Source organism: Bacillus sp. PAMC26543 (assembly GCF_014250375.1).
GTDB classification, from domain to species: Bacteria; Bacillota; Bacilli; order Bacillales; family Bacillaceae; genus Bacillus; species Bacillus halotolerans.
Map to the genome: position 1 here is coordinate 2,137,963 of NZ_CP060193.1, position 26,265 is coordinate 2,164,227.

The following is a 26,265-nucleotide window of genomic DNA, read 5'->3' on the forward strand; positions in this document are numbered from 1 at the left end:
TGGAAAAGGTGTGTGGAATTGATGACGCAAGCAACGCAGATCCAAGATATTTATCCGTTATCGTACATGCAGGAAGGGATGCTGTTTCATTCACTGCTTGATTTCAGCTCTAAAGCCTATGTGGAACAAACCTCGTTTACCATTACAGGCAGCCTGTGTATCGATTCGTTTCAAAAGAGCTTAAATCTTCTTGTTTCCCGATACGATATTTTCAGAACCATATTCCTTAAGGAGGTTCCAGACCTCACTGGGCCGCAGCAAGTTGTGCTGACAAACCGTGAATTGACCGTACAAAGGGAAGATCTTTCTCACCTGAAAGATGATGAGCAGCTTGCTCTGATAGAAGACTTTATGCAGCAGGACCGGGAAAAAGGGTTTCACTTGCAAAAAGATCCGTTAATGCGGCTCATGCTTTTTGATAGAGGAGACAGCACATATACATGTGTCTGGACGCATCACCATATCATCATGGATGGCTGGTGCCTGGGCATCATCCTCAAAGAATTCTTCAGCATGTATGACTCACTTAAAAATAACAGGCCTGTACAGCTCGGCAGCATGGTGCCGTATAGCCGTTATATTGAATGGCTCGGAGAACAAGATAAAGAAGAAACCGCTGCATACTGGAGAGATTATCTGCAGGAGTACGGCAATACCGCTTCTATTCCTAAACTAAAAAGCCGCTCAGCGAATGGGGAATATGAAGCCGCAAATATCCGTTTTTCTTTAGAGCCGGCTATCGTTCAGAAATTGACAGCAGCTGCTCAAAATTGGGGAGTTACATTAAACACTTTATTTATGAGTCTATGGGGTGTTCTTCTCCATCGTTACAACGGTACGGATGACGCGGTCTTCGGCTCTGTTGTTTCCGGACGTCCGTCAGCGATTGACGGGATCGAGTCAATGGTCGGCTTGTTTATTAACACTGTTCCGGTGCGTATTCGATCTGCAGAGAAAATGGCATTTTCTACGCTTGTCAAATCCGTGCAGGAGGATACTTTACGTTCTGAGCAGCATGGTTATTATCCGCTTTATGAGATTCAAAACCGCAGTGCTTTGAAGCAAGGATTGATCGATCATATTCTTGTCTTTGAAAATTATCCTGTACAGCTTCAGCAGGCAGTCAATAGGCAAAGCGAAAATGACGAAAACGCATTGAAGCTAGATGACATTTCTATGTCAGAACAAACCAGCTATGACCTTAACGTTGTCATCGTTCCAGGTGAATCATTTTATATTAAATTCAGCTACAATGCCGCCGTTTATGAACGTGAAGAGGTGCTTCGGATTCAGGGGCACCTCATGCAGGCAATGGATTGTATTTTGTCAAATCCCGATATTGCTGTCGACAGCATCAGCATTGTGCCTCCTGAAGAACGTAAGCTCATTCAATCGTTTAACGAAACGGAGCGCCATTATCCAAGCAAAACGCTATCCCAATTGTTTGAGGAACAGGCTCTCAAAACACCTGACGCGGCTGCTTTGAGAATGGGAGATGAGTGCCGGACATATCGGCAATTAGATGAAAGAGCCAATCAGATTGCACACGCCCTGATAGAAAAGGGAGCTGGATCTGGCGGGATTGTCGCTGTGATGATGGAACGGTCAATGGACATGGCTGCTGCCCTGCTTGGAATTTGGAAAGCCGGAGGCGCTTATCTGCCTCTTGATCCAAGTTATCCGAAAGAGCGGCTTTCTTTTCTGCTGCATGACAGTCAAGCAGCTCTCTTACTGACAGAAGAAGAACTTATTTCATCCATCCCGTCAGGCTATAAAGGCAGAATTGTGACATCAGGACATACAACACATTACAGAACGGATTCTCCTGATGCATCGATTGGTGAGCTTGCCTACCTGATCTATACGTCAGGAACGACAGGACGGCCAAAAGGAGTGCTCGTTGACCATCAAGGAATTGCAAATACCTTGCAGTGGAGACGGGAAGAGTACGGCATGAGCGAAGGGGATACAGCACTTCATCTGTTTTCCTATGTTTTCGACGGCTGCGTGACAAGCTTGTTTACTCCGCTTCTGTCCGGCGCATGCGTGCTGCTGACAACAGATAACGAAGCGAAGGACGTGCTCGCCCTTAGACGGATAATAGCTCAATACAAGGTTAGTCATATGCTTATTGTTCCTTCCTTGTACCGGGTGTTATTAGAAGTGCTGACTGCTGAAGATGCACAAAGTCTTCGTATCGTGACATTTGCGGGCGAGGCAGTGACTCCTGACCTGCTTGAGACTAGCAGAAAGATTTGTCCCTCCGCTGAACTTGCAAATGAATATGGACCGACAGAAAACAGCGTGGCAACAACAATCCTTCGTCATCTGAACGAAGAAGAGAGAATCACGATCGGACACCCGATCGCCAATACAAAAGTATATATTTTACAAGGAGAGCAACTGCAGCCGATAGGCGCGGCGGGTGAACTGTGTATTTCCGGCGCGGGTCTCGCACAAGGGTACTATAAGCGCACAGAGCTAACAGAGAAAGCATTCACAGACCATCCATTCCTCAAAGGGGAACGTTTATATCGAACCGGAGATGCAGGGCGCTTCCTGCCTGATGGCACGATTGAATATATTGGACGTTTTGATGATCAGGTAAAAATCAGGGGATATCGCATTGAATTAAGTGAGATTGAAACTGTTCTTCGGCAAGCATCTGGAGTGAAGGAAGCTGCAGTGCTGGCCCGTGATGTTTCTGATGAGGAAAAGGAACTCGTTGCTTATATCGTTCCGGAAAAAGGAAACGGCCTTCCGAATCTGCACCAGCATCTTGCCGGTACATTGCCGTCCTATATGATTCCCGCAAGCATCATCAAAATCACTCAAATGCCGTTAACATCCAGCGGGAAGCTCGACCGTTCCGCACTTCCGGAACCAGAAAACACAACTAACTTAACGTACATGCCGCCACAAACCTTAATGGAAACTGAACTGGCACGCATTTGGGAAGAGGTGCTGAACAAAAATCAAATCGGTATACGCGATGATTTCTTTCAATTAGGCGGACAGTCCTTAAAAGCAGCCACACTCGTATCAAGAATACATAAACGGCTGAATATCGAGCTGCCGCTCAGTGACGTTTTTTCTTATCCGACCGTGGAAAGTATGGCAGCCAAACTGATGAGTTTACGTGAGCATGCTTTTACGCAGATTGAACCTGCGGATTTTAGAGATGTTTATCCGCTGTCTTTCTCGCAAAAAAGATTATACGCTCTTTACCAGTTGGCAGATGACAGCACAGGCTACAACATGCCGGCGGTACTGGAACTGCGAGGACATTTGGATCGCGGAAGATTGAGAAAAGTTCTCACAGAGCTTGTGAATCGGCATGAATCATTGCGTACGGCATTTGAACTGAACAACGGAGAGCCAGTGCAAAAGATTCATCCGGCGCTGGCAGCTGATCTGAAAGAGCTTGAAATTGAATCAGAGCAAATGCTGCAGTCTGCGATCTCGTCCTTTATCAAACCGTTTGATCTTAGCGTGGGACCGCTTTTTAGAGCAAGCTTGATATCTCTCGAAAAAGAAAGAGCCTATTTGTTGCTTGATATGCATCACATCATTGCTGACGGAATCTCTATGAGTACACTCGTCCAAGAATTCACTGATCTTTATTGCAGAAAAGAGCTTCCAGCTTTAAACCTGCATTATAAGGATTTTGCGGTTTGGCAGCAAGAGAAGTTTCCGGAAACGCATTACAGCAAACAGGAGGCCTACTGGCTGAAGCAGCTTGGCGGCAGCCTTCCAGTATTGGATTTACCGCTTGATAAAACGAGGCCGCTTCTGCCTGATTTCAGCGGCGGAACATTTGAAGTAAACATTGATAAAAGAACGGCGGAAGAACTGCACCGCTTGATGTTTGAAACGGGAACGACGATGTATATGCTCCTTCTGGCTGTCTATTCCATCCTACTTTCCAAACTGAGCGGGCAGGAGGATATCGTTGTCGGCTCGCCTGCTGCCGGGAGACCGCACGCTGATCTGGAGCGAGTCATCGGGATGTTTGTCAATACATTAGCTATGCGATGCCAGCCTGAGGGCCGCAAAACGTTCAGCTCTTATTTGCAGGAAATTCGCGAACTTGCTCTGACTGCATACGAGCATCAGGATTATCCTTTTGAAGAGCTCGTCAATAAGCTTGAAACGAAACGGGAGGTAAATCGCAATCCGCTGTTTGACGCGATGCTCGTGCTTCAAAACAGCGAAGATTTCCGGTTTGAAGTGCCTGGTTTATCTATCTCGTCTGTAACGCTGTCACACAATGTATCTAAATTCGATTTGACATTACACGCTGAGGAGCATTCCGATGGCATTCGCTGCCGCTTCGAATACAGTACCGCGCTGTTTGAAGAAGAGACCATTGCAAGATGGGCTTCCCATTTTATTGAGCTGGTGAAAGGAATAACGTCTGATATCCATATGAAGCTTTCGGAAATGCAATTGCTTTCTGCTCCAGCGCGCGAATTGCTTCTTGAAACGATGGGTCAGTATGCTGACTATCCAAGAGATGAAAGCATCGTTCGTTTATTTGAAAAACAAGCAGCTGAACATCCCGAACATACCGCAGTCGTATGCGATCATATACGGCTGACTTATCGCGACCTGAATGAAAAAGCAGAACGGACAGCGGCTATGCTGATGAAACAAGGAGCCCGATCAGGGGATATTATCGGTTTATTGTTTGATCGATCGCCTGATATGGTGATTGGCGTTTTATCTATTCTAAAGGCCGGAGGGGCATACTTGCCGATTGACCCTGAATATCCTCAAGAACGCATCAGCTTTATGCTGAATGACAGCGGGGCAAGAATTCTCCTGACAGAGCACGGACACAACAAGCCGGCGGATTACCATGGGCAAATTTTATACCTGAATGACGCCGAAAACGAATTGATTTCGCCTGATTTGAAAGCGCAAGAAACATTAGCAGACCAGCCAGCTTATGTGATTTATACATCTGGAACCACTGGGCAGCCAAAGGGCGTCGTTGTCGAGCATCGCAATGTGATTAGTCTATTGAAGCATCAGGACCTGCCTTTTGATTTTGGCAGTGAGGACGTTTGGACTTTATTTCATTCATATTGCTTTGATTTCTCAGTATGGGAAATGTTCGGAGCATTGCTGAATGGAAGTACGCTGGTTCTTGTCTCCAGAGAAACAGCCCGCGATCCAAACGCATTCCGCTTATTGTTAAAAAACGAAGGCGTCACAGTACTCAATCAGACTCCAACTGCTTTTTACGGACTCATTCATGAAGAAGAAAACCATACGGACCGATTACATGTGCGATACGTTATTTTCGGCGGAGAAGCTTTACAGCCCGGCATGCTTGTAACCTGGAACGAGAAATACCCTGATACTGATCTGATCAATATGTACGGCATTACTGAAACAACTGTACATGTGACATATAAGAAATTGTCCTCAGCTGATATAGAAAAAAATAAGAGCAATATCGGAAAACCGCTGGCAACTCTTCAGGCTTATGTGATGGATGCTCATATGAATCTTCAGCCTACAGGAGTTCCAGGAGAGCTGTATATTGGCGGAGAAGGGGTAGCCCGGGGATATTTGAACAGAGATGATCTGACCGCGGCCCGATTTGTACCTAATCCTTATCTTCCGGGAGACAGATTATACCGAACCGGAGACCTTGCAAAGCGTCTGGCAAGTGGAGATCTGGAATATATGGGCCGCATTGATGATCAAGTAAAGGTGAGAGGACACCGCATCGAGCTCGGCGAAATCCAGGCGTCTCTGCTTCAGCTTCCAATAATCAAAGAGGCTGCTGTCATCACAAGAGATGATGAACAAGGCCAATCCGCTGTATATGCTTACTTGGTTGCGGAAGATGGACAGGTCGTAAATGAAGCAGATATCAGGGCTGCCCTGAGAGCCGTTCTGCCTGATTTTATGGTGCCTGCCCGCTTGATCCAGATTGACAGCATCCCGCTGACGGTTAACGGCAAGCTCGACCAGAAAGTCCTGCCGGAACCAGATAAGCGCGCTCAAACTGAGAATGATATCAGCCCTAGAAATGAGATTGAAAAGGCGATGGCTGACATTTGGGAGGAACTGCTCGAAGCGGAGGAGATAGGTGTCAACGCGAATTTCTTTGAGCTTGGAGGGGATTCAATAAAAGCGTTGCAGGTGTGTGCACGGCTGAAGCAGCGAGGCTATGAAACGACAGTGCGTGAGATGTTTGAGCATCAGACGCTTGGTGAACTGTCCGCCCGCGTTCGAAAAGCCGTACGCGTAATTGACCAAACGCCAGTCGAAGGCGAGCTGCCTTGGACACCTGTACAGCAATGGTTTTTTTTCACAATCATTGGAAGCCCATCATTTTAATCAATCTGTCATGCTCTACCGGGCTGAACGATTTGATGACATTGCACTCAGAAATGTGCTGAGAAGCTTGGTGACTCATCATGACGCACTGAGAATCATATGCCGTTACAAAGATGGCAAGCCTGTACAGGTTAACAGAGGAGCAGATCTTCCGGATGAGGAGCTATATGCCTTCGATCTGTTTGATATAAGAGATCATCGTTCAAATACAGCCGGAAATGCACAGGGCTTGTCAGCCGAAGCACACAAACAGATTGAAGAAATGGCAAACCAAATTCAGCAAACCATTCGATTGGAGACTGGCCCTTTGCTTCATGCTGGTTTGTTTAAAGCCGATGATGGAGACCATTTGTTTCTGACGATCCATCCCTTAGTCATTGATGCCGTTTCATGGCGCATTTTATTTGAGGATTTTTCAATTGCTTACGAACAGGCAGTCTCAGGAAAACCCATCGTACTGCCGGAAAAAACGGATTCATATTTCACCTATGCACAAACATTGGCTGACTATTCAAAAAGCCGTCGTCTGCAGCGTGAAATCGCGTATTGGAATGAGCGGGAGGACCGGCATATTGAGCGTATTCCCAAAGATCATTCGATCACATCGAACTCATTCAAAGATACAGAAGTAATTGATTTCGAGCTGTCTCGTGAAGATACAGAATTGCTGTTAACTGGTGCAAACAATGCATACAACACGGAAACGAATGATATCCTTCTGACTGCTTTAGGCCTAGCTTTGCAGGAATGGACGGGACTTGACCATTTCAAAATCAGTATGGAGGGCCACGGCAGAGAAGATTATCTTGACAATATTGACATGAACAGAACAGTAGGCTGGTTCACTTCTATTTATCCTGTATGGCTTGATATGAGTGATTCTGACCATACGGATGAAGGTGAGCGGCTAGGACGACACATTAAACAGACAAAAGACATGCTGCACCGCATACCTCATAAAGGCGCAGGCTATGGAGTGCTGAAATATATCAACAAAATTTGGGATTCTGAGTACAGCGACCCGGAAATCAGCTTTAATTACTTAGGCCAGTTTGATCAGGATGTTCAATCAAAAGCTTTTGAGATTTCTGATATTAAGACAGGGGATGAAATCAGCCCGGATTGGGAGCGGCCTTATGTGTTAGATATCAGCGGAGCCGTTTCATCAGGATGCCTGCACATGCACATTATTTATAACCGTCTTCAATTTAAGAAACAAACCATACAAGCATTAGCCGATCATCTTAAACATGCGCTTGAAAACATGATTCAGCATTGCGCGGGCAAAGAAAACCGCGAATGGAGTGCCGCTGATTTTACTGATGAGGATTTAACGCTGGAGGATTTAAGTGAGATTATGGGGGCCGTCAACAAACTATAGGAGAGGAGATTCATTGATGCCGCAGCAACCCGAAATACAGGATATATATCCCTTGTCTTTTATGCAGGAGGGGATGCTTTTTCATTCGCTGTATGATGAACAGTCGAGAGCTTATTTTGAACAGGCGTCTTTTACAATCAATGGGCAGCTTGACTTAGACCGTTTCCAGAAAAGTATGGACGCTGTTTTTGACAGGTATGAAATCTTTCGAACGGCTTTTATCTACAAAAATGTAGCCAAACCTCGTCAGGTGGTGCTTAAAAACCGTCCTTGCCATGTTCATTTTGAAGATATTTCTCATCTTAATGAGAGAGAAAAAGAACATTGTACAGAAGCATTCAAGGAACAAGATAAAAAAAGGGGCTTTGATCTTCAGTCGGATGTACTGATGAGAATATCCGTTTTAAAATGGGCGCCTGAGCGTTACGTGTGCATCTGGAGCCATCACCATATTTTAATGGACGGATGGTGCTTAGGCATCATCATCAAAGACTTTCTCCACATTTATCAAGCGCTGGGAGAAGGGCGGCTTCCATATTTGCAGCCAGTTCAGCCGTACGGAACGTATATTAAATGGCTGATGCAGCAGGATCGTGAAGAGGCAGCTGCATATTGGAAAAAGCGGCTGCAGCATTTCGAGAAAGCTTCTTCTTTGCCAAAAAGAAACGAGCAAGTATCAGAAGGTGAATTACAGCAGGTCACGTTTACCATCTCTGAAAAAGAAACGTCCGATTTGCAGAAAATCGCAGCAGCATCCGGTGCAACGCTTAACACCGTTTTCCAAGCTTTGTGGGGGATTTTGCTGCAAAAATTCAATCGCTGTGACGATGCCGTGTTCGGATCAGTCGTCTCAGGCAGGCCCTCTGAGCTGGAGGATGTAGAAAATATAGTCGGCCTTTTTATCAATACCATTCCCATCCGGGTCCAAAGCAAAGCTCTTTCTTTCTCTGGCCTGGTCAGCCGGATACAAAAGGAAATGACTGAAGCAGAAGCATACAGTTATTTCCCTCTATATGACATTCAAGCACAGAGTGCTCTTAAACAAGAGCTCATTGATCATATTATCGTGTTTGAAAACGTGCCGACCCAGCAAGAAATTGAAGGACTAAACCAGACTGGATCGTTCGGTTTCTCAGTGGAAAACTTTGCGATGGCGGAGGAGACTAATTATGGATGCAGCGTCAAAGTGATTCCAGGCCGCACATTGTTCGTGCGCATCAATTTTCATACAGGTTTATATGAGCCTGGCTTAATAGCTGAGATAAAAGATTATTTACAGCATATGATTTCAGCTGTCATCTCTGATCCTTCTCTTCCTGTTTCAAAGATGACGTTACTAGATAAAGACAAAACACAGAAAATGGTTGCTGAATATAATACGACGGGAGCTGTTTCAGCGTTAGCTCCGACGCTGCACGGGCTGTTTGAACGTCAGGCGGCTTTGACGCCGGATCGGACGGCTTTGCGCTTTTCTGGCGGCTCGCTGACTTACGCGCAGCTTGACATGTACGCCAACAGGCTGGCAGCGCGCCTTACGGCGCATGGTGTCACGAAGGAAAGCATTGTCGGTGTTCTAAGCGAGCGGTCGCCGGACATGCTGACAGCCGTTCTCGCCGTATTAAAGGCAGGCGGAGTTTATGTGCCGCTTGATCCTGTATATCCAGAGGAGCGGCTGAGCTATATGCTGAAAGACAGCGGGGCAGCATTGTTGCTGACGCAGCCGGGATTAAAGGCACCTGATTTTTCCGGAAAGACACTTGAAGTGGATATGACGGCTCTTGCGAATGAAGAATCCGAATATCACTCTCTTCATCAAGCGGACAGCGATTCTCTCGCCTATGTAATCTATACGTCGGGCTCCACTGGACGGCCGAAAGGGGTCGCCGTGGAGCACCGCCAGGCTGTTTCCTTTCTGACCGGCATGCAGATGCAGTTTCCTTTAGAGGAAGACGACATCATTATGATGAAAACGTCTTTTTCCTTTGATGCATCTGTCTGGCAGCTGTTTTGGTGGACGCTTTCAGGTGCTTCGGCCTATCTGCTTCCGTCCGGCTGGGAAAAAGATCCGGCATTGATGGTAAAAGCCATTCGGGAGGAAGGCGTTACAACGGCCCATTTTATTCCGGCCATGCTGAACAGCTTTTTGGATCAAGCGGAAATAGAGGCACCGAGAAGCCTGAAGCGCGTATTCGCCGGAGGTGAACCGCTGGCACCCCATACGGCAGCCCGTTTCGCTTCTTTGCTGCCGGAGACATCACTGGTCCACGGCTACGGGCCGACAGAAGCAACCGTTGATGCGGCATTTTACGCGTGTAATCCTGAGTTGGACAAGGATCGCTTGCGCCTTCCGATCGGAAAACCCGTGCCTGGCGCGCGTCTGTATGTGTTAGATCCTCATTTAGCCGTACAGCCTGTCGGCGTAGCGGGAGAATTGTATATCGCCGGAGCCGGGGTTGCCAGAGGCTACTTGAATCGTCCGGAATTAACAGAAGAACGTTTTCTTGATGATCCATTTTATCCGGGTGAACGCATGTACAAAACGGGTGATTTGGCGCGCTGGCTGCCAGACGGACAGGTTGAATTCCTCGGCCGTCTGGATGACCAGGTGAAAATCCGCGGCTACCGGATTGAGCCGGGAGAAATCGAAGCGGTGCTCAGAAGCATAGAAGGCGTGCGGGAAGCGGCTGTGACTGTTCGTACAGAATTCGGCGAGTCGGAATTATGTGCGTATGCGGAAGGGCTCGGCAGAAATGAAGTGCGCAAGCAGCTTGAGACATTGCTGCCGGGCTATATGATTCCTGCTCATATCATTGAAATGGAACAATGGCCGGTTACCCCGAGCGGAAAGCTCGACCGAAAAGCGCTGCCTGCTCCTGACGGAGCGGCAGATCGGGAAACCTACACAGCGCCGAGAAATCTGACAGAGATGAAGCTTTCCCAGCTGTGGGAGGAAGTGCTGAAAAGCGGACCTGTCGGCATTCACGACAACTTTTTTGACCGGGGCGGCCATTCCTTAAAAGCCACCGCGCTTGTTTCCCGGATCGCTAAGGAATTCGGCGTCCAAGTGCCGCTGAAGGATGTGTTTGCCCATCCGACGGTAGAAGGTTTGGCTTCTGTCATCAGCGAAGGAACGGAAAGTCCGTATGAAGCCATTAAGCCGGCTGAAAAACGCGAGACCTACCCGGTTTCCTCCGCCCAAAAGCGGATGTATGTGCTCCAGCAGCTGGAGGATGGAGGCACAGGCTACAATATGCCGGCAGTCTTGGAGCTGGAAGGAAAGCTGGATCTTACAAGAATGGAGGCCGTATTCAAAAAGCTGATCAAACGCCACGAGTCACTGCGGACGTCCTTTACAACGGACACAGGCGGCGAACCGGTTCAGCGCATCCATGACGAAGTGCCGTTTACATTCCACACCTCTGTGCTCGGCGGACAAACTGAACAGGAAGCCGCGGCAGCTTTTATTCAGCCGTTTGACCTCAGCCAAGCTCCGCTGTTTCGAGCGGGGATCGTCAAGGTATCAGACGGGCGGCATCTATTACTGGTCGATATGCATCACATTATTTCAGACGGTGTGTCAGTCAATACGCTCATTCGGGAATTCGGGGAGCTGTACGCCAATCAGGAGCTACCTGCGCTTCACATTCAATATAAAGACTATGCCGTATGGCAGGAGGCCTTTAAAAAAGGAGACCCGTACAAGACGCAGGAGGCATACTGGCTGAAGCAGCTCGAAGGCGAGCTGCCCGTACTGGACCTGCCGGCTGATTACGCCCGGCCGCCGGTGCGAAGCTTCGCGGGTGATCAAGTTTCATTTACGCTCGATCAAGAACTCACAGCCGGGCTTCACAAACTCGCACGCGAGAACGGAAGCACCCTGTACATGGTGCTCCTGGCAGCTTACACAGCGTTATTGTCGCGCTTAAGCGGACAGGAAGACATCATCGTCGGGTCACCAATTGCCGGACGTCCTCACAAAGACCTTGAGCCGATACTTGGAATGTTCGTCAACACCCTGGCGCTTCGGACACGCCCGGAGGGCGGGAAGCCATTTGCGCAATTTTTGCAGGAAGTGCGTGAGACCGCATTGGAAGCTTACGAACACCAGGATTATCCGTTCGAAGAGCTTGTCGACAAGCTCGGCATGACGAGGGATATGAGCCGAAATCCGCTGTTTGATGTGATGTTTGTGCTTCAGAATATGGACCAAGAATCCATGCAGCTGAAGGACCTGTGTCTCCGGCCCGCAACAAATGTGGAACATCAAGTATCAAAGTTCGATTTAACCCTGTATGCGTACGAGGAAGCCAATGGATCTATGATGTTTCAAATGGAATATAGCACTGATCTCTATCAGAAAAATACGATTGAAATGTGGCTTCACTATTTAATGAATATGCTACGCGCCATCATCCAAGACAGCGAAGCAGCACTTGGAACAATACATGTATTGGACGAGAATGAAACCCATTTCCTTATCCATGAACTCAACTGCACAAAAAGAGAGTATCCGAGACATGAAACCATCAGCAGGCTGTTTGAGTTACAGGCTGCACAAACGCCTGATGCCATAGCTGTGGGCGGCGATGAACAAACATTAACGTATAAGGAGCTGAACATCCGGGCAAACAGGATTGCTGCTGTTCTTCGGAGAAAAGGAGTCGGACCTGAAACTGTAGTTGCATTATTGACAACACGTACTCCAGAACTTGCAGCAGGAATGCTCGGCATTTTGAAAGCTGGAGGAGCCTATTTGCCTATCGCTAAGGATCTTCCCGCTGACCGGATATCATATATGCTGTCAGACAGCGGTGCAAAAATACTCCTTCAATCTGAAAAAGCAAACAATCAACGATTAGACTTAGAACTTACATGTGAGCAAATCGTCATCGAAGAGATTCAAGGACAAGGAGAAACGAAGAACTTTGAATCTCCAGCAGGGCCAAGTTCACTCGCTTATATCATCTATACCTCAGGATCAACCGGCAAACCGAAGGGTGTCATGATTGAGCAGCGAAGTGTGATCCGTCTTGTCAAAAACAGCAATTACATTGAATTTACACCTGAAGACCGGCTTCTGCTGACTTCTTCACTCGGTTTTGATGTCGTTACATTTGAAATACTCGGGCCGCTGCTAAATGGCGCTGCTTTGCATCTCACAGATAAAGAAACATTTCTGGATTCCCATCAGCTTAAGAGATACATAGAACAAAACGGAATCACCACAATGTGGCTGACTGCATCTCTTTTCAACCATTTAACAGAACAGAATGAGAAAATATTTTCCCGGCTCATAAATCTGATTATTGGCGGAGAAGCTCTGTCAGCCAGTCATGTCAATCGAATCAAGCAAGCATGCCCGGAATTGTCAATCTGGAACGGATATGGGCCGACTGAGAATACAACATTTTCGACTTGTTTTCACATTGAAAAACTGTATGAACATTCCATTCCGATCGGCCGGCCGATTGGTAATTCAACCGCATTTATCTTAAATAAATGGGGAATGCTGCAGCCGATCGGAGCTGTCGGTGAACTGTGTGTCGGCGGAGATGGTGTGGCAAGAGGCTATCTTGGTCGACCAGACCTGACGAAAGAGAAATTTGTGCCAAATCCATTTGCGCCCGGCGAACAAATGTACCGTACCGGTGATCTGGCACGCTGGCTACCGGACGGCACAATTGAATATGTAGGCCGTGTCGATGATCAGGTAAAAATAAGGGGGTACCGGGTTGAGCTCGGTGAGATTGAATCAGCGCTTCGTCATATAGACGGTGTCAAAGAAGCAGCTGTATTGGCGCGAACAGGACAATTAGGCAGCAAGGAGCTTTACGCCTATATAAGCGTAAAAGAGGGGACAGATGCTGAACAAGTGCGTACTCACCTTTCTCAAATGCTGCCAGGCTATATGATGCCGGCCTATGTGATAGAAATGGATGCTCTCCCGCTCACTGCCAACGGAAAATTGAACCGAAAAGCACTGCCTGAACCAGATATTACATCTAAACAAACGTACGTCCCGCCTCGAAATGACCTTGAAGAACAGCTTGCGATCATATGGCAGGAGGTTCTCGGGACACAGAGGATCGGAATAGAAGATTCGTTTTTTGAACTAGGCGGAGATTCAATTAAGGCTCTTCAAGTATCCGCGCGCCTCGGACGTTATGGGTGGAGCTTGCATGCAAGCGATTTATTCCGCCATCCGAACATAAAAGATTTATCAGCAGTCATCCGGAAGACAGAAAGAGTAATAGACCAAGGATCTGTTCAGGGAGCTGTCCCATGGACACCTATTCAGCATTGGTTCCTCTCTCAGGATATAGAAGATAGACACCATTTTAACCAGTCTGTCATGCTGTTTAGTCCTGATTGTTTGTCGGAAAATGCACTGCGCGCATCATTAAAAAAACTGGCAGAGCATCATGATGCCCTGCGGATGATTTATCGGGATGATAGCGGACAACAGATACAAATCAACCAAGATATTCATGAATCCAAACTGTACAGCTTAAGGATTTCTGATTTTTCAGATCCGGGAATCGATTGGGAAACGAGCATTAAAGAAGAAGTGGCAAATCTTCAGCAAAGTATCAATCTCCAACAAGGACCATTACTGCATGCCGCTTGGTTTAAAACGCTGTCCGGAGATTATTTATTTCTCACGATTCATCATTTGGTCGTTGATGGGGTATCATGGAGAATTTTACTGGAGGACCTGTCAGCGGCATATCATCAAGCAGCTTCAGGACAGGCTATACAGCTTCCGCCTAAAACAGATTCCTATCAGGAATACGCACGGCGAATTCAAGATTATGCCCAAAGCAGCAAGCTGATTCGCGAGGAAACGTACTGGCGGACGGTTGAAGAGGAAAAAGCAGCGGAACTGCCATACGAAATGCCTTATATGGAGAATATGAACAGCAGTGTAAGGGAAACATTGCGCTTTTCACTCACTGAAGCAGACACCGCGGTCTTGCTGCAAAAGGTAAACCACGCTTATGGCACAGATACACAAGATATTCTATTGACGGCGGCTTCCTTAGCGATTTGTGACTGGACAGGGGGCAGCAAGCTCCGTATGGCAATGGAGGGACATGGGAGAGAACACATTCTGCCGGATTTAGACATCAGCCGGACGGTTGGCTGGTTTACATCCATTTACCCCGTCCTTATTGACTTTGAAAATCAAGCGGATGAGCTTGGAACCGCAGTTAAAACCGTGAAAGATACATTGGGCCGGATACCGAACAAAGGGGTAGGGTACGGCATGTTGAAATATCTTACACATCCCGAACATAAAAGCATGGTGTTTTCAAAAACACCTGAAATCGGCTTTAACTATTTAGGGCAGTTCAACGACATAGAAAGTCAAGACCGTTTCCGCCCATCCGGTCTTGGGAGCGGTAAGGACATCACTCCTACTTGGAAGCGGGAGCAGCTTATTGAGATGAGTGCGATGGCAGCAGAAAATCAGCTTCATTTTCAGCTCAGCTATCCGCCGGCACGGTTTCACAGGGGTACAATGGAGCGGCTCATCACCATGATTGAATGCTATTTGCAGGATATTATGAAACACTGTGCTGAAAAACAGAACACAGAAAAGACGCTGAGCGATTTCAGCAGCCAATCATTAACGGCAGAGGATTTGGACAGTATATCCAGCTTGGTGGAAGATTTGTAGAAAATCGTGACAGGGAGATATGAACATGACAAAAGCGAATTCAATACAGGATATTTATCCGCTGTCTTATATGCAGGAAGGAATGCTTTTTCATTCCCTCCTGCAAAAAGATTCACGGGCATATGTTGAACAAGCCTCTTTTACAATAGAGGGAGAAGTCAATTTGCAGTTTTTCCAAGAGAGCATCAATGCTTTAGTAGCAAGACATGACATTTTCAGAACGATTTTCATCAGCCAAAATGTCTCTTCACCTCAGCAGGTTGTCCTGAGGGAACGGACTGTCAGTGTACTGGAGGAGGACATTGCTCATTTAGATGAAGCGGGCCAATCTGCGTTTGTCGAACAAATAAAAGAAAAGGACCGCGCCAAAGGGTTTCATCTGCAAAAAGATATGCTCATGCGCATCACACTTATTCGAACCGGAAAGCGGCAATATACTTGTATTTGGACCTTTCATCACATCATGATGGACGGCTGGTGCCTCGGCATTGTACTAAAAGAATTCCTTCAGATTTATGCATCAAAAATAAAACGGGCTCCATTATCATTGGAGCCCGTTCAGCCATACGGAACTTATATCAATTGGCTGATGGAGCAAGACAAAGAGAAAGCTGTTTCCTATTGGGACAATTATCTTTCCGGCATTAAGCAGCAAACCTTGCTCCCGAAGCAGAAAAAAACAAAGAGCACAAGCAGGCAGGAGCAAATTACATTTTCATTTTCAAAAGAAGACAGCAGCAGGCTGTCAGAGCTTGCCGTAAGAGAAGAAGTCACACTCAGTACAATTTTCCATACCCTATGGGGAATTCTTCTTCAAAAATATAACAATAGTGATGACGCGGTATTCGGTTCTGTCATTTCAGGAAGGCCCTCAGACATTGAAGGAATTGAACAAATGGTCGGGCTTTTCATCAACACGATTCCCATACGGATGCATGGATCAAAAACGCCATTTTTACAGCTCGTAAAAGACATGCAAAAGGATCGCCTTGCTGCAGAAGCATACAGCTACCATCCTCTATACGAGATACAGTCCCGTTCAGCAGTCAAGCAAGGTTTGATTGATCACATTCTTGTATTCGAAAACTATCCGGTGCAGAAAGAAATAGAAATGCTGAACAGCCAGGAGCCTGATTCAGATCTTTTTCAGATTCATAACTTTACAGTAGCGGATGAAACCAATTACAGCTTTTATCTTATGGTGGCGCCAGCGGAAGAAATCCATATAAAAATGAGCTATGATGCAGCACTGCACGACCGATCCTTTGTGCTTTCTGTTAAGGAGCATCTTTTGAACACTGTTTCCCAAATCTTAGATCATCCGCACCTCTCACCCGAAGACATCGATATCACAACAGACACTGAAAAGCTGCAGCTGATTGGGGAAATCAAAGATCACAAACCAGTTTATGAAACCATCCATGCCATGTTTGAAAAACAGGCAGAAAGGACGCCTGACGCGCGGGCTGTGATTGATCAAGCGCATTCTCTGACCTATAAAGAATTGAACGAATCCGCCAACAGATTGGCACGGCATTTGCGGAAAAAAGGCGTTATGAGGCAGGAACCTGTCGCAATCATGATGGAACGCTCAACTGAGTTCATTACAGGTATTCTCGGTATATTGAAGGCTGGAGGCGCCATTGTTCCAATCGATCCCCATTATCCGTCTGACAGAATAAATTATATTCTAAATGACTGCGGCTGCTCTCATGTCGTTTCACAAGCGCATTTTGCACCTTTGCTTGAGACTGGCCTGAATGTTACCTATATAGAAGATATTCAAATCGAAGACGGCAGCTGCTTACATTCAGTGAATAGTGCGGACGACCTGCTCTATATGATTTACACATCAGGCACAACGGGAAAACCAAAAGGCGTTCAATTTGAACATCGAAATATGGCTAACTTGCTGCAGTTCGAATTCACTCGCTCTGGCATTGACTTTGAAAATGATGTTTTGCAATTTGCAACTCCTGCTTTTGACGTCTGCTATCAAGAAATATTTTCAACATTGCTGGGAGGCGGCACACTTCATATCGTGCCTGAAGCTATAAAAAGAGACGTGCCGCAGCTGTTTGCATTTATAAAAGAGCATCAGACGACTATTGTGTTTCTCCCAACGGCTTTTATCAAAATGATTTTCAGCGAACAGGAATTTGCGAACGCGTTTCCTCATGATGTAAAACACCTGATTACAGCCGGGGAGCAATTAATCGTTTCCAGTCTCCTCAAAGATGTTTTGCGTCAGCGCAGCATGTACTTGCACAATCATTATGGACCTTCAGAAACTCATGTAGTGTCGGCATATACCATACATCCGGGTGACCAAATTCCGGAGTTTCCTCCGATCGGAAAACCGATTGATTGTACTGATCTGTATATTTTAAATCGCCAAAAACAGCTGCAGCCTCGGGGAGTATCAGGAGAACTTTATATTTCCGGTTCAAGTGTGGCCAGAGGTTATATCAATAACGATAAACTGACGCGAGAGAAATTTTTACCCGATCCCTTCAGGCCCGGAGCGGTCATGTACCGAACGGGAGATGTAGCGAGAATTCGTGAAGACGGCAGCTTTGAATATATCGGTCGAGCCGACGATCAAGTGAAAATCAGAGGTTATCGAATCGAGCCGCAAGAAATAGAAATCGCGTTAATGAATCATCCAGAGGTCAAAGAAGCTGCTATTCTTATCCGGCCAAATCAAGGTGAAGAACATGAGTTATGCGCTTATTATTGCAGTATGCACAGGCTGGATGCCTCGGCTTTGCGACAATATCTGGCAAATGAGCTCCCAGAATATATGATTCCGGCCAAATGGGTCTGGGTTAACAGCATTCCTTTGACGCCGAACGGAAAAGTCGATCAATCAGCTCTTCCAGAACCGGAAGCTTCAATCAGCAGTAATACATACGCTGCTCCGCGGAACCTGTTAGAGGTAAAGCTTTCGCAGCTGTTTGAAGATGTGCTGAAGGAAGCCCCGATCGGCATTCACGACAACTTTTTTGACCGCGGCGGACACTCGTTAAAAGCAACGGTGCTTGTGTCGCGAATCGCCAAGGAATTTCATGTTCAAGTCCCGCTGAAGGACGTATTTGCCCATCCGACAGTGGAAGGATTGGCTCTCATTATTCGACATGCAGAGGAAAATCCCTATGCGTCGGTTGTACAGGCAAAAGAACAACCGACGTACCCAGTATCATCAGCTCAAAAGCGGATGTACGTGCTCCAGCATCTAGATAATGGCGGTGTCGGCTACAACATGCCGGCAGTTTTAGAACTGGAAGGGAAGCTTGATCGCGAAAAACTGGCTGCTGTATTCAAGGAACTGATCAGCCGGCATGAGCCGCTTCGAACGTCCTTTGTGCCGGGAGAAGATGCCGAGCCCGTACAGCGTATTCACAGTGAGGTTCCGTTTACGTTAAGTGAAGAAGCCTCTGCTGCTGGATTTGTCCGTCCATTTGACCTCAGTCAAGCGCCGTTATTCAGAGCTGGCCTTGTGAAACTAGCGAACGAGAAGCATTTGCTGCTGGTGGACATGCATCATATCATTTCCGATGGTGTATCCGTTCAGCTTTTAATCCGCGAATTCACTGAGCGCTATGCAGATCGGACGCTTAAGCCGTTACGAATCCAATATAAAGATTATGCCGTTTGGCAGCAGGAATTTCAAAAGCAAGACACATACAAAAAGCAGGAGACTTACTGGCTGAGACAGTTTAGCGGTGAGCTGCCGGTGCTCGAGCTCCCAACAGACAAGCGCCGACCGGCAGAACGGAATTTTACAGGCGGCAAAGTTTTATTTCAAATGAATGAAGAAATCACGTCCCGCCTGAAGCAGCTAGCCCGCAAAAATGGGAGCACGCTGTACATGACGCTACTCGCATTGTATTCAGCTTTTTTGTCGCGGTTAAGCGGTCAGGAAGACATCGTGATCGGTTCGCCTATTGCCGGACGCCCGCATGCCGATCTTGAATCGGTCCTTGGCATGTTCGTCAATACATTAGCGCTCCGGACGCACCCAGCCGGCAATAAGACATTTACGGATTTTCTGAAGGAAGTCAAGCAGACTGCACTGGAAGCCTATGAGCATCAGGATTATCCGTTTGAAGAGCTGGTTGATCAACTCGGTGTGCAGAGGGAAATGAGCCGGAATCCGCTGTTTGATACAACACTTGTGCTGCAAAATATGGAAAAGCAAACGCTGAAAATGAATGATTTGCTGCTTAGATGGAACGATTTGCAGCATCCGATATCTAAGTTCGATATTTCCCTGTATGTCACGGAGCATGAAGCTGAGCTGTACTGTCAGTTTGAATACAGTACCGCTTTGTTTGAAAAAGATACCGTTCAAAGATGGGCCGACCTTTTTATGACACTTGTGGAAAACACAGCTTCCAGTCCTGACATGGAATTGGACAATATCCCGATCCTGACAATAGAAGAAGAAAGGTCTTTCATTGACTCGTGCCATCCGCTTGAGGAGACAGGCTATCCGTTGAAACAGACCCTGCACCATGCACTCGAACAGCAAGCGGCAAAAACACCTGACCAACCGGCCGTGATCGTTGAAGACGGAGAGATAACCTACAAGGAATTGAACGAACAGGCTAACCGTGTAGCCTGGGAGCTGATCGACCGCGGAGTAAAAGCCGAAACGACTGTTGCCATTATGGGTAGGCGTTCCCCTGAAATGCTGATCGGGATTTATGCGATTCTAAAAGCAGGCGGCGCTTATCTTCCTATTGACCCGGATTATCCAGAGGAACGGATCCGCTTTTTGCTGAAGGACAGCGATTCTGGCATTCTCCTTATTCAATCTGACAATCTAGACATTCCGGCTTTTGATGGAGAAATCGTTCATCTCAGTCAATTAAACAGCGGGCTGAAACGTCGTCTGTCCAATCCAAATGTTGAAGTCTATCCGGATTCTTTAGCCTATATGATTTATACATCCGGCTCTACTGGAAGACCTAAGGGTGTACAGGTTGAGCATCAATCTGCAGTGAATTTTTTAAATTCCCTTCAGTTCCGCTATCCTTTGAACCAATCGGACGTCATTTTGCATAAAACGTCGTATTCCTTCGATGCTTCGATATGGGAGCTGTTTTGGTGGCCGTATGCTGGCGCCTCTGTTTATCTGCTTCCTCAAGGAGGCGAAAAAGAACCGGACATGATATTGAAGGTCATAGAAGAACAGCAGATTACAGCGATGCATTTTGTGCCTTCTATGCTTCATGCGTTTTTAGAATATCTAAAAAATGGCCCTGTACCGATCAAAACGAACAGGCTGAAGAGGGTGTTTTCTGGAGGCGAACAGCTGGGGGCACATCTTGTCTCTCGGTTCTGTGAATTGCTGCCAGATGTTACATTAACCAATTCCTATGGGCCTACCGAAGCTACTGTAGAAGCGGCATTCTTTGATTGCCCGCTGGATGAAAAACTTGACCGCATTCCCATTGGCAAACCTATTCATCATGTCAGATTGTATATTCTGAACCAGAAGCAGAGGATGCTGCCTGCTGGATGTATCGGAGAATTGTACATCGCCGGGGCCGGGGTTGCCAGAGGCTACTTGAATCGGCCGGAATTAACAAAAGAACGTTTTCTTGATGATCCATTTTATCCGGGTGAACGCATGTACAAAACGGGTGATTTGGCGCGCTGGCTCCCAGATGGTCAGGTTGAATTCCTCGGCCGTCTGGATGACCAGGTAAAAATCCGCGGCTACCGGATTGAGCCGGGAGAAATCGAAGCGGTGCTCAGAAGCATAGAAGGCGTGCGGGAAGCGGCTGTAACCGTTCGTACAGAAAGCGGCGAGGCGGAATTATGTGCATATGCGGAAGGGCTCGGAAGAAATGAAGTGCGCAAGCAGCTTGAGGCATTGCTGCCGGGCTATATGATTCCTGCTCATATCATTGAAATGGAACAATGGCCGGTTACCCCGAGCGGAAAGCTCGACCGAAAAGCGCTGCCTGCTCCTGACGGAGCGGCAGATCGGGAAACCTACACAGCGCCGAGAAATCTGACAGAGATGAAGCTTTCCCAGCTGTGGGAGGAAGTGCTGAAAAGCGGACCTGTCGGCATTCACGACAACTTTTTTGACCGGGGCGGCCATTCCTTAAAAGCCACCGCGCTTGTTTCCCGGATCGCTAAGGAATTCGGCGTCCAAGTGCCGCTGAAGGATGTGTTTGCCCATCCGACGGTAGAAGGTTTGGCTTCTGTCATCAGCGAAGGAACGGAAAGTCCGTATGAAGCCATTAAGCCGGCTGAAAAACGCGAGACCTACCCGGTTTCCTCCGCCCAAAAGCGGATGTATGTGCTCCAGCAGCTGGAGGATGGAGGCACAGGCTACAATATGCCGGCAGTCTTGGAGCTGGAAGGAAAGCTGGATCTTACAAGAATGGAGGCCGTATTCAAAAAGCTGATCAAACGCCACGAGTCACTGCGGACGTCCTTTACAACGGACACAGGCGGCGAGCCGGTTCAGCGCATCCATGACGAAGTGCCGTTTACATTCCACACCTCTGTGCTCGGCGGACAAACTGAACAGGAAGCCGCGTCAGCGTTTATCCAGCCGTTTGATCTCAGCCAAGCTCCGCTGTTCCGGGCGGGGATCGTCAAGGTATCAGACGGGCGGCATCTATTACTGGTCGATATGCATCACATTATTTCAGACGGTGTGTCAGTCAATACGCTCATTCGGGAATTCGGGGAGCTGTACGCCAATCAGGAGCTACCTGCGCTTCACATTCAATATAAAGACTATGCCGTATGGCAGGAGGCCTTTAAAAAAGGAGACACGTACAAGACGCAGGAGGCGTACTGGCTGAAGCAGCTCGAAGGCGAGCTGCCCGTACTGGACCTGCCGGCTGATTACGCCCGGCCGCCGGTGCGAAGCTTCGCGGGTGATCAAGTCTCATTTACGCTCGATCAAGAACTCACAGCCGGACTTCACAAGCTCGCACGCGAGAACGGAAGCACCCTGTACATGGTGCTCCTGGCAGCTTACACAGCGTTATTGTCGCGCTTAAGTGGACAGGAAGACATCATCGTCGGGTCACCAATTGCCGGACGTCCTCACAAAGATCTTGAGCCGATACTTGGAATGTTCGTCAACACCCTGGCGCTTCGGGCACGCCCGGAGGGCGGGAAGCCATTTGCGCAATTTTTGCAGGAAGTGCGCGAGACCGCATTGGAAGCTTACGAACACCAGGATTATCCGTTCGAAGAGCTTGTCGATAAGCTCGGCGTAACAAGGGATATGAGCCGAAATCCAGTGTTTGATGCCATGTTAGTCGTTCAAAATACAGAGCAACAGTCTTTGGAGCTGGATGACATACAACTCCAGCCGGCCGGCGTTTCTCATCATGTTTCTAAGTTTGATATCACATTGCAGGCTTCTGAGGGTGACGAGCAAATTCATTTGCAATTTGAATATTCGACTGCACTTTTTCAAAAAGCAACGATAAAACAATGGACATATCACCTGACAAATTTGCTGAGTCATATTGTCAAAAATCCGAACACACTTCTTAACAATATCGACATTCTGACTCATGAAGAGCGAAACAAACTGCTGAATGAGTTTAACAGCGGGCAAGAAAATGAACATAAAGTGCAAACAATCGATCAGCTGTTTGAAAAACAAGCAGCGCTGACTCCGAATGCTCCTGCACTCGTCAGCAAAGAAAACACGCTCACCTATCAGGAACTGGACGAATGGTCCAATGGCATTGCATGGGCCCTGCGAGACCGCGGGGTTAAGCCGGACACACCAGTCGGAATTATGATGCCTCGTTCATTCAGCATGATTGCAGCCATTCTGGGCGTTTGGAAAGCCGGCGGCTGTTATGTCCCGATTGATCCGGAATACCCGGCGGAACGGAAACGCTATATACTCGGCGACAGCCGAACCAAACTGCTCATCACTTTACCTGCTGCGGACCAAGAAGCACTTGAAGATTTTGAAGGTGAGATATTCGCCATAGAGAACGCGGAGACATACGACGGATCACCGCTTCCGCAAGTGTCACGCCCTCAGCATTTGGCTTATATCATTTACACTTCAGGAACGACAGGCCAGCCAAAAGGCGTGATGGTCGAGCATAAAGGAATAGCCAACACCCTGCAGTGGCGGCGAAATGCTTATGCTTTGAATGAGACAGACACAGTCCTTCAGCTCTTTTCTTTTTCGTTTGACGGCTTTTTAACAAGTATGTTCACACCGCTTTTGTCAGGTGCAAAGACAGTGCTGCCTGGTGAAAACGAAGCGAAAGATATTTTGTCCATTAAGCATGATCTATCTCATCATCGGATTACACATATGATTATCGTCCCTGTTTTATATCGGGCACTTTTGGACGTCATACAGCCGGAAGATGCGAAGACGCTTAGAGTAGTCACGCTTGCAGGAGAAGCAGCTGACCGGGAATTGATAGACCGCAGCATGGCAATATGCCCGAATACAGAGCTAGCAAATGAATATGGGCCGACAGAAAACAGTGTGGCAACCACAGCCATGAGACATATGGAACGGCAAAAAAACGTATGCATCGGCCGGCCGATCGACAATACTGAAGTGCTGATTTTAAACGGGGATCAGCTTCAGCCAATCGGCGTTGCCGGCGAGCTTTGTATAGCAGGAACAGGGCTTGCGAGAGGATACGTCAATCTTCCGGAACTGACAGCAAAAACGTTCGTTCAGCACCCATTCCAGCCCGAAAAACGCATGTACCGAACAGGTGACACAGCCAGATGGATGGCAGACGGTACAATCGAATACTTAGGACGAATGGACGATCAAGTCAAAATCAGAGGCCACCGTGTAGAAACGAAAGAAATTGAATCAGTTATCCGCCGTATAAACGGAGTAAAAGAGGCTGTTGTCCTTGCTCGCGAAACAGCGCCTGCTCAAACCGAATTGTGTGCTTACATTGTGGCAGAGCAAGACTTTAATACAGAAATGCTGCGTGCCGAATTAAAAAAACAGCTGCCTTTGTATATGATGCCGGCGTTTATTCAAACGCTGGACTCGCTTCCTTTGTCACCAAATGGCAAGCTGGATCGCCGGGCACTTCCAGAACCGGCATTCAATCAAGTACGTACATTTCATGCACCGAACAGCGAGATGGAACAAAAACTGGCAGATATATGGGGTGAAGTGCTCGGTGCAGAGAAAATCGGAATTGATGATTCGTTCTTTGAGCTCGGAGGAGATTCCATTAAAGCGTTACAGGTGTCAGCACGGCTTCATCGAATCGGGAAACAAATGTCGGTTAAAGATTTATTCAGTCATCCGACAATTAAAGAACTGGCAGCATATATCCGTGATTCCGATACTAGTGCCAGCCAAGCTCCGGTTGAGGGAGAAGTACAGTGGTCACCTGTTCAAAAATGGTTCCTTTCTCAAGATATAAAAGAGAAACACCATTTTAATCAATCTGTTATGCTGCATCGGAGCACCTCCGTTCAAGAAGACGCGCTGCGCAAAACGTTAAAAGCCATCACAATCCACCACGATGCGCTGCGAATGGTGTTCACACAGTCTGAGCAAGGCAAATGGGTTCAATATAATCGGCCGGTCAGTCATTCAGACGACGCGCTGTACAGCCTTCAGATCATCAATCTTAAAGGTTCAGAAGTCAATGAATATGAATCTCTGATTAAACATCATGTACGTGACATTCAGCAGAACATAGATTTGGAAAAAGGGCCGCTATTGCAGGCCGGACTTTTCCGTACAGATAATGGAGACTTTTTGTTCCTAACGGCTCATCACTTCATCGTTGACGGCGTCTCATGGCGTGTCCTGCTGGAGGATTTGGCAACCGGATACCGTCAGGCTGTAAACGGAGAAGACATTGATTTGCCGCCTAAAACAAGCTCTTTCAAAGCATATACGGAAAAACTCGCTGACTATGCTGAAAGCCGTCAGCTTATGAAACAGCTCGCATATTGGCGCGAAGCTGAAGAGTATCAAGCAAAAGCACTGCCGTTTGATCAAATGAACGCTCAAACTTTAAATGAGAGAAAACGGGATACAGTTTCATTCTCTCTAAATACAAAAGAGACGGATGCGCTTTTAAAAAGCGTCAACAGTATATATAACACAGATACGCAAGATATGCTGCTGGCTTCCGTGATTCTAGCTTTGCGGGATTGGACAAAACAATCCGCCGTCAAATTGTCATTAGAAAGCCACGGACGCGAGGATGTGTTAGACGGCATAGATGTCAGCCGCACGATTGGATGGTTTACCGCCATTTATCCATTATTCGTCAAACTAGATTCAGACTTGACCGACAAGGATCAAGAAGAATACTTGGTTCATGTGTTAAAAACAACAAAAGATACACTGAGACGCGTTCCGGACAAAGGATTCGGCTACGGTGTACTCAAATATTTGACCCCGCCTGAGAAAACTGACCTTGATTTCACCGGCACGGCGGAAATCAGCTTCAACTATCTGGGTCAATTTGAAAACAGCCGTACAACTGAAGCGCCTGATGAAAACACCTTCTCGTTTTCTCCGCTCGGGACCGGAGAAGATATCAGCACTTCTTGGAACCGTGAGCAAACGCTTGACATCAGTGCGATGGCAGCAGAAGGAAAAATGACAGTCAACATGACGTACGTAACATCCCGTTTCCAGCATAAAACAATCGCACAGCTTTGTGAGAATTGCCATCACTATTTACTGAAGCTGATTGATCACTGTCTGAACAAAACAGAAACAGAAAAAACCATCAGCGATTTTGATGATCATGAACTGACCGAGGACGCACTCCAAGAAATCGCTGATATGCTCAGTTTTCACTAATGAAACCGTATAGAAAGGTGCAGG

Annotated in this window: 2 protein-coding genes and 1 pseudogene; all 3 read left to right on the top strand. The window is 47.2% G+C overall.

Annotation, left to right across the window (positions count from 1 at the left end):
- Positions 1-21: 21 nt before the first annotated feature.
- The 3 genes and pseudogenes from fenD (at position 22) to fenA (ending at position 26,241) form a co-directional block, all read left to right on the top strand.
- Positions 22-7,738: pseudogene (gene fenD, locus H7F27_RS11035) on the top strand (fengycin non-ribosomal peptide synthetase FenD).
- Positions 7,739-7,754: 16 nt separating this feature from the next.
- Entirely contained in the window at positions 7,755-15,419 is a 7,665-nt protein-coding gene (fenE, locus tag H7F27_RS11040; protein WP_185847907.1) for a fengycin non-ribosomal peptide synthetase FenE, read from the top strand.
- Between the two features lie 25 nt (positions 15,420-15,444).
- The gene (fenA, locus tag H7F27_RS11045) at positions 15,445-26,241 is read left to right on the top strand and encodes a fengycin non-ribosomal peptide synthetase FenA (RefSeq protein WP_185847908.1); all 10,797 of its coding nucleotides are present in this window, start codon (positions 15,445-15,447) and stop codon (positions 26,239-26,241) included.
- Positions 26,242-26,265 lie beyond the last annotated feature (24 nt).

What these genes read in the sequence shown, in the direction of transcription:
- fenE (WP_185847907.1), top strand. Translation starts at nt 7,755, where the DNA reads ATGCCGCAGCAACCCGAAATACAGGATATATATCCCTTGTCTTTTATG.
- fenA (WP_185847908.1), top strand. Translation starts at nt 15,445, where the DNA reads ATGACAAAAGCGAATTCAATACAGGATATTTATCCGCTGTCTTATATG.